The organism is Aminobacter aminovorans (assembly GCF_900445235.1).
Lineage (GTDB): Bacteria > Pseudomonadota > Alphaproteobacteria > Rhizobiales > Rhizobiaceae > Aminobacter > Aminobacter aminovorans.
The window spans coordinates 3,480,909-3,493,834 of record NZ_UFSM01000001.1; the positions used below are offsets into that span (position 1 = coordinate 3,480,909).

General features: G+C 63.4%; 12 protein-coding genes. All 12 read right to left on the reverse strand.

All coding sequences use genetic code 11. From position 1 onward, the window contains the following. Positions 1 to 100: 100 nt before the first annotated feature. Positions 101 to 754, reverse strand: coding sequence for a protein-L-isoaspartate(D-aspartate) O-methyltransferase (locus tag DY201_RS17135; protein WP_115732232.1), 654 nt, complete (start codon positions 752 to 754; stop codon positions 101 to 103). Continuing rightward, entirely contained in the window at positions 751 to 1,509 is a 759-nt protein-coding gene (gene surE, locus DY201_RS17140; protein WP_115732233.1) for a 5'/3'-nucleotidase SurE, read from the reverse strand. The genes DY201_RS17135 and surE overlap by 4 nt, the downstream gene beginning before the upstream one ends. A gap of 1 nt (position 1,510) precedes the next feature. Then, a complete protein-coding gene (serS, locus tag DY201_RS17145; RefSeq protein WP_115732234.1) occupies positions 1,511 to 2,815 on the reverse strand; it encodes a serine--tRNA ligase in 1,305 nt (434 codons plus the stop codon). A 56-nt stretch (positions 2,816 to 2,871) separates the two neighbouring features. Next, positions 2,872 to 3,762: a twin-arginine translocase subunit TatC gene (tatC, locus tag DY201_RS17150; RefSeq protein WP_115732235.1), complete on the reverse strand. Its 891-nt coding sequence runs from the start codon at positions 3,760 to 3,762 to the stop codon at positions 2,872 to 2,874. Beyond that, positions 3,759 to 4,466, reverse strand: a complete 708-nt coding sequence (gene tatB, locus DY201_RS17155; protein ID WP_115732236.1) for a Sec-independent protein translocase protein TatB — start codon at positions 4,464 to 4,466, stop codon at positions 3,759 to 3,761. The genes tatC and tatB overlap by 4 nt, the downstream gene beginning before the upstream one ends. A 32-nt stretch (positions 4,467 to 4,498) precedes the next feature. Continuing rightward, positions 4,499 to 4,717, reverse strand: a complete 219-nt coding sequence (locus DY201_RS17160) for a twin-arginine translocase TatA/TatE family subunit (protein ID WP_115732237.1) — start codon at positions 4,715 to 4,717, stop codon at positions 4,499 to 4,501. 35 nt (positions 4,718 to 4,752) lie between these two features. After that, on the reverse strand, positions 4,753 to 5,856 hold the full coding sequence (locus DY201_RS17165) for an ABC transporter ATP-binding protein (RefSeq protein WP_115732238.1): 1,104 nt from the start codon (positions 5,854 to 5,856) through the stop codon (positions 4,753 to 4,755). A 39-nt stretch (positions 5,857 to 5,895) separates the two neighbouring features. Continuing rightward, entirely contained in the window at positions 5,896 to 6,630 is a 735-nt protein-coding gene (scpB, locus tag DY201_RS17170) for an SMC-Scp complex subunit ScpB (protein WP_115732239.1), read from the reverse strand. Further along, positions 6,627 to 7,427, reverse strand: a complete 801-nt coding sequence (locus DY201_RS17175) for a segregation and condensation protein A (protein WP_115732240.1) — start codon at positions 7,425 to 7,427, stop codon at positions 6,627 to 6,629. The genes scpB and DY201_RS17175 overlap by 4 nt, the downstream gene beginning before the upstream one ends. A 65-nt stretch (positions 7,428 to 7,492) precedes the next feature. After that, positions 7,493 to 7,678, reverse strand: coding sequence for a hypothetical protein (locus DY201_RS28765; protein ID WP_131922363.1), 186 nt, complete (start codon positions 7,676 to 7,678; stop codon positions 7,493 to 7,495). Positions 7,679 to 7,790: 112 nt separating this feature from the next. Further along, positions 7,791 to 11,024 carry an SPOR domain-containing protein gene (locus DY201_RS17180; protein ID WP_115732241.1) on the reverse strand — a complete coding sequence of 1,078 codons (3,234 nt, stop codon included), beginning with the start codon at positions 11,022 to 11,024 and terminating at the stop codon, positions 7,791 to 7,793. Between the two features lie 106 nt (positions 11,025 to 11,130). Then, complete coding sequence (gene argS / locus DY201_RS17185; RefSeq protein ID WP_115732242.1) at positions 11,131 to 12,888, reverse strand: arginine--tRNA ligase; 1,758 nt, start codon at positions 12,886 to 12,888, stop codon at positions 11,131 to 11,133. Positions 12,889 to 12,926: the final 38 nt, after the last annotated feature.

The window sequence follows — 12,926 nt, forward strand, 5'->3', positions numbered from 1 at the left end:
TAAATCAAAAGCTTCGCGAGCTGACGACGAGACGCCCGCACAGGCAGGATGGGAGCCCCCGGCGCGGACGCAAAATGCTCTGGATGTCGGCGGGGTTGACCTAGATGACGGCGGCGACGCCGCGGGCCAGCGGCTGCAGGCGGACGACACCGAGATCTTCGCGCTCGAAGCGGCTTCCGATCTTGGTCAGCTTGCATAGCACCTGCTCGCCCTCTTCCGGGCCGATCGGCGCAATCATGGTGCCGCCGCTCGACAATTGGTCGACGAACATGCGCGGATGGCTGTCGAAAGCAGCCCATACGACGATGCGGTCAAACGGCCCCTCGCCCGGCAGACCATTCGAACCGTCGGCCTGGCGAACGAGGGCATTGCCAAGGCCGAGCATCTCGAAGCGCTGGCGCGCCAATTCGGTCAGGGTCTTGAATCGCTCGACGGTGACGACACGACCGGCAAGCCGCGCCATGACGGCCGCCGTATAGCCGGAACCCGTGCCGACTTCGAGCACACGATTTCCCTGCTCGATGTTGAGCGCGGAGATGACCGCTGCCTGGAGATCGGCGCCCTCGATCGCCTCGCCGCATTCGATCGGCAGCATACGGTCCGACCAGGCGATGGAATGGAACTGGCCGGCAAGGAAGTCGCGACGAGGCGTTGCCTCGAACGCCGCGATCAGGTTTTTCGGAACGATACCGCGGCCGCGCAGGCGAAGAAGAAAGGCAGCGAAGCCCTCACGGTCGTCCGGCATCATGTTCATGCAATAGCCTTGGCCAATTGATCGCGCAGTTCATGCGCCGTCATGTCGAGCTTGAGCGGCGTGACCGAAACCTGCTTGTTGCGCACGGCGTGCAGGTCGGTCCCCGGCTTCACTTCCGGCTCGTCGCGACCGAAGCGCAGCCAGTAATATGGCAGGCTGCGACCGTCGCGGCGCTCCTCGACCCAAATGCCATAGGCAAGTTTGCCCTGGCTGGCGACGACGGGGCCGGTGACTTCATCTGGCGGGCAATTCGGAAAGTTGACGTTGAGCAGCACGCCGATCGGCAGTTCGGTTGCGATCAGCTTGCGCAGAAGTGCAGGCGCCAGCGCCTCGGCCGTCTCGTAAGGCACGATGCGCTCGTCGTTCTCATAGATGTAGGCCTGGCTCAGCGCGATCGAGCGGATGCCGATCAGCGCGCCTTCCATGGCGCCCGCCACCGTGCCCGAATAGGTCACGTCGTCGGCAACGTTGAGTCCCGAATTGATGCCCGAAAGAATCAGATCCGGCGGCCCAGGCAGGATCTTGCGTGCGCCCATGATGACGCAGTCGGTCGGCGTTCCGTTCACCGCGTAGTGCTTGTCGCTGATCTTGCGCAGTCTGAGCGGCTCCGAGATCGACAGCGAATGCGCATAACCCGACTGGTCGGTCTCCGGCGCCACCACCCAGACGTCGTCCGACAGCTGGTTGGCGATCCGCTCCAGCACAGCCAGGCCTTCAGCGTGGATGCCGTCGTCGTTGGTCAGCAGAATGCGCATGTCACTTCGCTTCGATCTTGGTCAGGCCACCCATGTAAGGCAGCAGCGCTTCAGGAATCGTTACGCTGCCATCCTCGTTCTGGTAATTCTCGATGACGGCGATCAGCGCGCGGCCTACGGCGACGCCCGAACCATTGAGCGTGTGCACGAAACGCGTGCCCTTCTCTTCCTTCGGACGGTAGCGGGCATCCATGCGGCGCGCCTGGAAGTCGCCGCAGACCGAGCAGGACGAGATTTCACGGTAGGTGTTCTGGCCGGGAAGCCAGACCTCGATGTCGTGTGTCTTGCGCGCGCCGAAGCCCATGTCACCGGTGCACAGAACCATGGTGCGGAACGGCAGGCCGAGGCGCTTCAGCACCTCTTCGGCGCATTCGGTCATGCGGTCGTGCTCGGCCAGCGCGCTGTCGGCATCGGTGATCGAGACCAGCTCGACCTTGTAGAACTGGTGCTGGCGCAGCATGCCGCGTGTGTCACGGCCGGCCGAGCCAGCTTCCGAACGGAAGCAAGGCGTCAGCGCGGTCATGCGCAGCGGCAGTTGCTCAATGGCCAGGATTTCCTCGCGCACCAGATTTGTCAGCGGCACCTCGGCGGTCGGGATCAGGCCGAGCCGGCTCTCGCCATGCGGCACGAAGAACAGGTCTTCCTCGAACTTCGGCAACTGGTTGGTGCCGAACAGCACCTCGTCGCGCACGAGAAGCGGCGGCTGCACCTCGGTGTAGCCGTGTTCCGACGTGTGCAGGTCAAGCATGAACTGGCCGAGCGCGCGTTCAAGGCGGGCAAGCTGGCCCTTGAGTACGGTGAAGCGCGCACCTGACAGCTTGGCGGCGCGCTCGAAGTCCATCAGGCCGAGCGCCTCGCCGATCTCGAAATGCTCCTTAACCCAGTTCGGGCGCGGCAGCACCTTGCCGACAGTGCGCAGAACGACATTGCCGGTTTCGTCCTTGCCGACGGGCACGTCTTCCAGCGGCACGTTCGGTATCACGGCAAGCGCGGCGTCGAGCGCCTTGTCGAGCTCGCGTTCGCGGCCTTCTCCGTCCTGGATGAAGCCCTTGATCTCGGCGACTTCGGCTTTCAGCTTCTCAGCAAGGGCGGAATCACCGTTGCGCATAGCATTGCCGATCTCTTTGGATGCGGCGTTGCGGCGCTCTTGCGCCTCCTGCAGCTTCGAGACGTGGGCGCGACGCGCCTCGTCCTTGGCGATCAGATCCTCGACCGTCGACTTCGCCGCATCCGCTGACTGACTGCGCTTCATCAGCGCTTCGATCAGAGTTTCAGGGTTCTCGCGAATCCATTTGATATCAAGCATTTAAAAGGTTCCGGTCGCGGCAGTTGTCGAAACGACCGCGCCGGCGGATCGGGCTGTCAGCCGGCCTTGTCGGCGCTGCCTGTGCCTTCGAGCGAAGTGGATGCTGCTTGCGATTGCGGGTCGGCGGCGCTGTCGTCCGCATCCTGCTTTTCGCGCGCCACGCGTTCCTGCTCGCGCTTCTTTTCGATCATCCGGGCGGTCCAGATGGAAATCTCGTAAAGAAGGATCGTGGGAAGGGCAAGGCCGATCTGGCTCACCGGATCGGGTGGGGTCAGTACGGCTGCCACCACGAAGGCAATGACGATCGCCCATTTGCGCTTGTCGGCCAACCCCTGCGAAGTGACCATGCCCACCCGCGCCATCAGCGTCGTCACGACCGGCAGCTGGAACACCAGGCCGAAGGAGAAGATCAGCGTCATGATCAGGCTGAGATATTCCGATACCTTGGGCAACAGCGAAATCTGCACCTGGTCGTCGGTGCCGGCCTGCTGCATGGCGAGGAAGAACCACATCACCATCGGCGTGAAGAAGAAGTAGACCAGCGACGCGCCCATGAGAAAGAGCACCGGCGAGGCAATCAGGAACGGCAGGAAGGCCGCGCGCTCGTTCTTGTAGAGGCCCGGTGCAACGAACTTGTAGATCTGCGAGGCGATCACAGGAAACGCGATCACCAGACCGCCGAACATGGCGAGCTTGATCTGGGTGAAGAAGAATTCCTGCGGCGCGGTGTAGATCAGCTCGACCTTGTGCGGGTCGAGGCCAGCCCAGTTGGTCGCCCATTTGAACGGGATGACCAGCAGGTTGAAAAGCTGCTTGGCAAAGAAGAAGCAGACGAGGAAGGCGATGAAGAACCCGCCGATGGACCACATCAGCCGGGTGCGCAGTTCGATCAGATGTTCGATCAGCGGTGCCGATGACTTCTCGATTTCGTCGTCTTCGGCGCTCACGAGGCTTTTCCTGCTTTGGTCGTCTTGGTGGTCTTTTTGGGCACAGCCGCCTTGGCCGGCGCAGCCTTTGCAACAGGCGCTTTCGCCGGCGCCGCCTTCACAACCGCAGCCTTGGTCAAAGGCGCCTTGGCCGTTGCGGCCGGCGCCTTGGCCTTTGCGACAGGCTTGGCTTCGGCTACTGACTTCGGCTTGGCCGCCGCTTTCGGCTTTTCGGCCTTTGCTGCCTCTGCCGACACGGGAACCGGCGTGGCATTGACCTCGGCAGCCGGGAACACCGGTGTTGCCGCGGGCATTGCGTCCGGACCGGCAACGCCTGGCATAACGGTTGCACCATTCTTCAGCGGTACGGCGGGATGCGCAGTGTCCGAAGCGGGATCAGCCGGCGGTGCCGGCTGCGAAGGCTTCATCGCAGCATCGAGCCCGGCGCGCACATCGGAGGCGGCCTGCTCGAAGGGATTGAGCTGCTTCCTGATCTGCTGCGCGGGGTTGAGGCCGCGCAACTCGTCGACGGACTTCTTGACGTCGTCGAGCTCGGCTTCCTTCAGCGCCTCATTGAACTGGCGCTGAAAATCGCCCGCCATGGAACGTGCCTTGGCCGTCATCCGCCCCATGGTGCGGAGCATCTTGGGCAAATCCTTAGGGCCGACGACCACGATCATGACGACCGCGATCACCAGCATTTCGGTCCAGCCGATTTCAAACATGTCGGTGCGATCCGGCTAGCAAGAGGTGCGGGTCAGCTCTTGCTGGCCTTTTCCTTGGTCGAGTTCACAGTCTCGTCGTTGCGATGCTCGACCGTCTTGGAGTCATCGGCTTCGTCGTCCGACATCCCCTTCTTGAAGCTCTTGATGCCCTTGGCCATGTCGCCCATCAGCTCAGGGATCTTGCCACGACCAAACAGCAGCAGCACGACGACCAGTACGATCAGCCAGTGCCAGATTGAAAACGAACCCATTGAACTCTCTCTTGAACAGTTTCCCTGCGATTGATCTAGGCTCTTTCGCTTCCGGATTCAAACACTAGAACATCCGCTTTCCGAAGCGACAGCCATATATCACGTGCTTTTGCGGACAAAGCGCCGCAGCGTATGCGCGCCCTCACCGGCGTCTCGGCCCCTGGCACCGCAAGTTCGAGCAATTCGACCACGCCGAGATAGCGCCGGGAAATGATGCGGGCCTGGGTTTCACCTGATGTCTCGCTGACGTCGATGCCGGTCAGGCGCACAGCCACGAGCACGTCGGCGCCTTCCGAAGCGTCGGTTTCGACCTCGCCCACCGGTGTCATCGCATAACCGTCGACAGCCTTGGCGGGAAAGACGTTGAGCTCGGAGAAGAAGCCGGCAACGAAAAGATTTGCCGGCCTGAGGTAGAGATCCTCCGCCCTGCCCGCCTGCACCAGCTTGCCATCCTTCAGCAGCGCGATGCGGTCGCCCATGCGCATGGCTTCTTCGGCGTCATGGGTAACGACGATGGCCGTTGCGCGGCTTTCGCGCAGGATCGCCAGGGTTTCGGCACGCACCGAATCCTTGAGCCGCGAATCAAGACCGGAAAACGGCTCGTCCATCAGCAGAACCGCCGGTCGCGGCGCCAGCGCGCGGGCAAGCGCCACGCGCTGCTGTTCGCCACCGGAGAGCGCATGCGGATAGTTGTCGGAGTAATGTTCGAGCCCGACGCGGGCGAGCGCGATCAGCGCTTCCTTCCGGCTCTCCTCGCGTGACAAGGCGGTCAGTCCGAAGCGCACGTTGTCGAGAATGGTCAGATGCGGAAACAACGCGAAATCCTGGAACACCAGGCCAATCGAGCGCTGTTCCGGCGGCAAAAACACCTGAGGACCAGCAATCTCCTTGCCGTTCAGCAGCACACGCCCCGAGCTCTGTGCCTCGATGCCGGCGGCGATCCGAAGCAACGTTGTCTTGCCTGAGCCGGACGGTCCGAGCAGGCACAACACCTCGCCCGGCTCGGCGGCGAGGCTGACCTCGCGCAGCGTCTCGGAGCCATTGGCGAAGGAATGGCGAATCTCTTCGAAGGCCAACCTCGCGGCAAAGGTCACACCCGCGGTAACACGCGATGCCGTCTGGGCCTGATTTGTCGTCACAGGATGGGCCTCCTGCTGCCGGTTCCACACCGGCGCGGGTCAATCATCTGTGACGCGGGGTGTCAACAGGCCAAGCTCTTCGAGATCGATGTCGGTGAACGGGTCCTCGTCGTCGGTGAGCAGGTCCGGATCGGATGGCGGCAGCGGGACCGAGAAGCCGGGCGGCATGCGCGACGACAACAGCCCTGCCCCCTTGAGCTCTTCCATGCCGGGCAGGTCGCGTATCTCCTCGAGGCCGAAATGGTCGAGAAACTTGTCGGTCGTGCCGTAGGTCACGGGCCGGCCCGGTGTCTTGCGGCGGCCGCGCATGCGCACCCATTCGGTTTCCATCAGCGTGTCGAGCGTGCCCTTCGACGTTTCGACACCGCGGATATCCTCGATCTCGGCGCGGGTCACCGGCTGGTGGTAGGCGATCACCGACAGCACTTCGAGGGCGGCGCGCGACAGCTTCTTCTGCTGGATGGTGTCGCGGCTCATCAGGAAGGCAAGGTCGCCAGCCGTGCGGAATGCCCAGGAATCGGCGACTTTCACCAGATTGACGCCGCGACGCTCATAGATGCGCTGCAACTCTGCCATGGCGGCGGGAACGTCTATGCCTTCCGGCAGCCGCGCGACCAGTTGCCGCTCGCTCACGGGCTCGGCGCTGGCAAAAACGATGGCTTCCGCCATGCGCACGGCTTCGGCCAGATGCAAGCGCGCCGCCGGGTTGTGCTCCACGGTGTCGCCGTCCTCATCTTCGAGGCTGAACGGAACCACATTTGATCCTTCGGTCATGACGCACCTTCGGTCTGCGGTGCCGCCGGCTGGCGCTCGCGCAGGTAGATCGGCGCAAACGGCTCGTGCTGACGGATTTCGACGGTTCCGTCGCGGACCATTTCCAGGCTTGCGGCAAATGAGCTGGCGATCGCCGTTGCGCGCTCTTCCGGACTGGTCATGTAACGCAGCAGGAAATGATCGAGCGCCGTCCAGTCCTTCAGTTCGCCGACCATGCGGGTCAGTATCTCGCGCGCCGCCTTCAGCGACCAGACACCGCGCTTGGCGATCTGCACGTTGGTGATCGCCTGGCGCTGGCGCTGGCCGGCATAGGCGCTCAGCAGGTCGAACAGCGAGGCCGAGTATTCGTTGCGCTTGTCGACGATCACCAGTTCTGGCGCACCGCGCTGGAAAACGTCGCGGCCGAGCCGGTTGCGGTTGACCAGCCGGGCAGCGGCATCGCGCATGGCTTCCAGACGCTTCAGCCGGAACTGCAGGACGGCGGCCAATTCTTCGCCGCTCTCACCCTCGTCGCCGGGCAGCTTGGGGATCAGCAGCTTAGACTTGAGGAAAGCGAGCCAGGCCGCCATGACCAGATAGTCCGCGGCAAGCTCCAGCCGAAGCGCCCGCGCCTGCGAGACGAAGGTCAGGTACTGCTCGACAAGCGCCAGGATCGAAATGCGGGAGAGGTCGACACGCTGGCTGCGCGCCAGATGCAACAGGAGATCGAGCGGGCCTTCGAAACCGGCGACGTCGACGACCAGCGACGGATCGTCGGTCATGCGGTCGTCAGCGTTCTGAGCCCACAGACGGTCCATCGGTGCTGGCTTTTGCGCCTTGCTTTCCAATGCTTCCGCCAAATCCGTGCCTTCTCCTTGCGAGGCTATGCAACTGCCTCGAAATAATGTCCGAATTCCGCCTGCGGCACGTCTTCAGCGAGCGCATGCAACGTGGCGGCGATTTTGCAGTGAAGGACAAGATCGGCTCCCGCCGCAAGGATTGCCGCGGTGTTTGCCCGGTAATCCCCAGAAAGCCGCGTCGCCAACGTGTCAGGCGGTGATTCGGTCATGCCGACAGCTTAGCGCCTTTTGGCCGGCGATAGAATCGTGCCCGCTGCGAAGGCCCGAAAACAAAAACGGCGCAGCCAGGCTGCGCCGTTTTCTGATCTTGGTGTGATTGGCTTACTTCGAGACGAAGCAGTTGCCGCCGGCGGCCTTGTAGCTTTCGCAGAGGCTGACCGCATCGTTGCGGGTGCCGGCCGGCACGCGAACGCGCCAGAACGTGCCCTTGCCCGCGATCTCAGCCTTGACGATGCTGACTTCGCGGCCGTTCAGCACGCTGCCGTAGCGGCGGGCAAGATCGGCATAAGTCGACTTCGCGGCTGCTTCGCTCGGCTGCGAGGCGATCTGCATAGCCCAGGCACCGGAAGCGGCAGCCGTTGTCGGTGCCGTCGGTGCGACAGCCGCGACCTGATCAGGCTTGACCTCGCCGACGACATCGACCGGCTGCTCGGATGGGCGCTGTGGCGCAATCGGAGCCGTCGACGGCGTGTTGGCCGACTGGGCAGGCTTGGCGACAGGCGCAAGCGCCGGCTGGGCCGGTACGGTGCCAGTGGCTTCGCTTGCCGGCTCGGCAACGCGCTGCGGTGCCGGATCGGTGGGCTCGGCAGCAGCTACAACGGCCGGAGCCGGTTCTTCGCGCGGCACCAGCGTGCCATCCGGCCTCACCACCATGGTGCGAACCTTGCGCGGAGCGACGGCAGCCGTCTCGGTGCTGGCATCGGGCTGATCGGTCTGCGGCGCTTGCGCAACACGCTCTTCCGACTTCGCAGTCGGTTCAGCGGCGACGTCGTCTCCGTTGAGCGGCAGGTTTTCGGGCATGTTCGCCTCGGCTTCCTGTGCCGCGAGGTCGACCGGCTCTTCAGCGTTAGTGACAAGCTTGTCCTGGGCCGGGGCGCCGTTGGTCGAGCCGCCTGCGACACGGTCATAGACCTTGCTGTCCTGGTTCGGCACCGTAGCACCACCCGGATTTTCCGGCTTGACCTTGATCGGGCTCTCGTCGGCCTTGACGATGACGGGCGCGCCTGCACCCTCGCCGCCGCCAAACGACAGCGCGAAGGCGCCGATACCACCGACGACGGCAACCGCACCGACAATTGCGGCGATCATCATGCCGCGACGTACCGGACGGGCTGCCGGCGAGCCGGGCAGCGCTTCCATCGCCTCGTCGAAATCAGGATCGTAGTCGAACTCGTCGGCCTGGGCCTGCTGGCGCGGCGCGTTAGCCTGGCTCTGCTGCATGCCGCCGAGGTCAAAGCCACCCAAGCGGTCGTCGACCTGGCGGCCGGCATACATGGCAGCAGCACCGGCTGCGGCCGCACCTGCCAGTTCGATCGGCTGCGACGCATCACCATCGCGCAGCGTCTTGCGATCGAAGCCGTCGGCATAGGGGTTCGACGCATAGTTCGACGATCCAGCCGGCTTGGTAACCTCCGGCGCGTTCATCTCGTTCATCAGGTTCGAGAATTCACCGTCGAGATCGTCAAAAGCCGGAGCCGGCGGCGCGTCATCCTCGAACGACAATTCGGGGATGTCGAGGTCGTCGGCGAGCGCAACAGCCTTTTCCGGCACATCGACAGTCTCAATATCGGGCGCATCGTCAAAGGACGAGACGGCGGCGAAAAGCTCCGCTTCCAGATCATCGACCGCGGGCTCTGCCGGCGCATATGCCTCTGGTTCGGCCTGCGGGGCATAAGCTTCGGGCGCATAGGCAACGGGTTCGGTCTGCGGCTCATAGGTCGGCGCAACCGGCATATAGGCATCCGGCTTCTGGATGGCTTCCGGCTGATAGCTCGACTGGGCAGCTACAACAGGCGCGGCAGCGCGCGGTGCCACCGGCGTGCCCAGACCCCAGTTGCGAGCCTGCTCATAACGCGAGGCAGCAAGCGGACGCATCGGCACAGCAGCAGCGGCGGCGGCAATTGCCGGGGCTGCGACCTCTGAGACTTCAGCCGCGGCACTGCGCTCAAGCGCCATATCGAAGGCGTCGTCATCGAAGCTGACGTCGATGTCGGCCTGGTGATCGTAGCTCGGCTCGGAATAGCCGGCATCCGCCTGGACGGGGGCTGCTTCATCGGCAGCCACGAACTCCTCGACCGGCGCGTCGTAGGCCGTTGCATAGTCGGTGTCTTCGTAAGCCTGTGTCGGCTCCTCGGCGGGCTGTTCGGGCGCCCAAAGCGCGCTGGCAAAAGTCGGCTCAGGCTCGACTGCTACCGGCTCGACGACACGAAGCGGGACCGGCTCGGACAGCGCCTTGGCCTGGCTGCTCATATTGCCAAGCAGCGCGTTCAGTTCATCCTCGAGGCTGGTGTCTTCGACAGCTGCCACCGGAGCCGCGACCTGGGCGACCTCAGGCGCATGGACCGGCGCTTCGACCACAGGCTCGACTGCCGGCGCCGCATAAGCGACCGCAGGCTCATAGGCTGGCTCTTCGTCGCGCAGCGCATCCTGCAGGCGGCGTTCGAACTCGTCATAGTCCCCGGCCTGCGCCACAGGTGCTGCAACCGCTTGCGGCTGGTCGACCAGATCGGCATGCGAGAACGCGATTTCCGGCTCGGCCGCCTGGTACTCGCCCAGCGTCAGATGGTCGTCCTCGACGGCTTCGGCTGCGTAGCTGTCATCGTCGACTGCCGCGAAATCCATATCGACATCGGCAAGGGCAACGTCGAACTCGGCGTCGAGATCAACCTCGGTCGAAGCCGCATAAGATACCGGCGCGGCGACCTGCGCGGCAGGCTCATCGGCCGCCAGAAGCTCGTCTTCCATCGAGAATTCCTGCTCGAAGGACGCAGCAACCGCATCGTCGAAATCGGGCTCGGGCGCAAAAGGCGGCTCGGTCGCGAAAGCAGGCTCAGGAGCGAAAGTGGGTTCCGGAGCGAAGCCAACTTCCGGCGCCTGATCGTAGGCAGGTACGGCGGCGTAAGCCGGCTCCTCGGGACGAAGCAGTTCGTCCTCGAGCGAGAAGTCCTCGAAGCTGGCGGCAACGGCATCGTCGAATGAAGCGTCGGAGGCGAATTCCGGCTCACGGGCACGCTCTTCAGCCGGCGCATAAGCAACAGGCGATTCTACCGGCGCGTAAGCTGCCGGTTGGTTTGCGTAAATATAGGCATCGTGGGCTATGCGCTCCGGCTCAGCGACGAGATCGTCGCCCGCCAGTTCGCCAAGCAGCTCCTTTTCCAGATCAATGCCGAAGTCGTCGTCGACGGTCGGCTCGACGCGATCAGCGGGCGCGCCAACATCCTGGCGCACCACAGGCTGGCGCGGATCGAAGCCCATGATCCTCGTCAGTTCGGCGAAGGGATCTTCGTCGGCGAAGTCATTCTTGTCTGCGATCTTCAGCTGGGTTCTGTCTGCCATTCTTTTTCCCGAACTCTCGCACTTTTTTCGGACGCAATGAACGTCGCGTAAGGTTGGCCCTTACCAGCGCAATGTGGGCAAAAGGTGACATTCAGCTCCGGAAAACCTAGCGCATTTCGGTCGGCGCATCCGCTCCGATCAACGCCAGGCCTGACGTCAAAACGTCCGAAACAGCCTGCACCAGCCCGAGTCTGGCATAGGTCAATTCTGGATCGTTAACCTTAACAAACCGTAAGTCATGGTTGTCCGTGCCGCGATTCCAGTGTCCGTGGAAGGCGCTTGCGAGGTCGTAGAGATAGAACGCCAGTCTGTGCGGCTCCATCGACTGCGCAGCCGACTCAATCAGGCGCGGATACTCGGCGAGCTTCTTGATAAGCGCGATTTCGCCTTCATCCGTCAGCCGTTCGACGGCACCGATCAGACCGGCGCGCGCGAACTCCGCCTGGCCGAGTTGCTCCTTTGCCTGCCTGAATACAGAGTGGCAGCGCGCGGAGGCGTACTGAACGTAGAACACCGGATTGTCCTTCGACTGCTCGGTGACCTTGGCAAAATCGAAATCGAGCGGCGCGTCGCTCTTGCGATAGAGCATCATGAAGCGAATCGCATCGCGGCCAACTTCCTCGACGACCTCGCGCAACGTAATGAAGTCACCCTTCCGCTTGGACATGCGCACCGGCTCGCCGTCGCGGAACAGCTTGACCAGTTGGCACAGCAGGACGTCGAGCTTGACGGCACCATCGGTGACGGCCCGCGCCAGCGCTTCCATGCGCTTGACGTAGCCGCCATGGTCGGCGCCGAGCACGAATACCAATTCTTCGAAGCCGCGATCGACCTTGTCCTTGAGATAGGCGACGTCGGCAGCGAAATAGGTGAAGGCGCCGTCAGACTTCACTAGAGCGCGATCCATGTCGTCGCCGACCTCGGTCGAGCGGAACAGCGTCTGCTCACGATCCTCCCAGTCGTCGGGCTTCTCGCCCTTGGGCGGCGGCAGCTTGCCCTTGTAGACATGTCCCTTCAGCGTCAGGTCGCTGATCGCCGAGCGGATCGCCTTGGCATTGTCTGCGTGCAGCGTGCGCTCGGAGAAGAACACCTCGTGGCGCACGTCGAGCAGCGCCAGATCCTCGCGGATCATCTCCATCATGGCAACGATGGTGCGCTCCTTGATCAGTGCCAGCGCTTCGTCCTCGGGCTTCTGCAGCAAGTCGCGGCCGAATTCCTTGGCCAGCGCCTGGCCGACCGGCACGAGGTAGTCGCCCGGGTAGAGGCCGGCAGGGATCTCGCCGATCTCATCACCCAGCGCTTCGCGATAGCGCAGCATCACCGAGCGGCCGAGCACATCGATCTGCACGCCGGCGTCGTTGATGTAGTATTCCTTGGTCACGTCGTAGCCGGCGAAGCCGAGGATGTTGGCGAGCGCATCGCCGACAACCGCGCCGCGGCAATGGCCGACATGCATCGGCCCGGTCGGATTGGCCGAGACGTATTCGACGTTCACGCGCTTCTTGTTGCCGAAGCTGGAGCGGCCATAGTCTGTGCCGCGCGACAGCAAGTCTGCCAGGTGCTTCTGCCAGAAGGCGTCGTGGAGCTTGAGATTGACGAAGCCGGGGCCGGCAACCTCTGCCTTGGCGACGTCGGCATCCTTGGAGAGCTCGGCCACAAGCCGTTCGGCCAGCGCGCGCGGGTTCTGCCCGGTCGGCTTGGCCAGCACCATCGCCGCATTCGTCGCCAGATCGCCATGTGTCGCATCGCGCGGCGGCTCGACGGCAATGCGCGTCAGGTCGAGCGCGCCGCCTTCTTTGGGAGTCAAATCAAGCGCTTCGACGGCTTTGGTAATCCGCTCGCTGAAATCGGCGAAAATGTTCATTTCTGGGCTTTCATAGGACGCTTCGACGCCACTTTTGA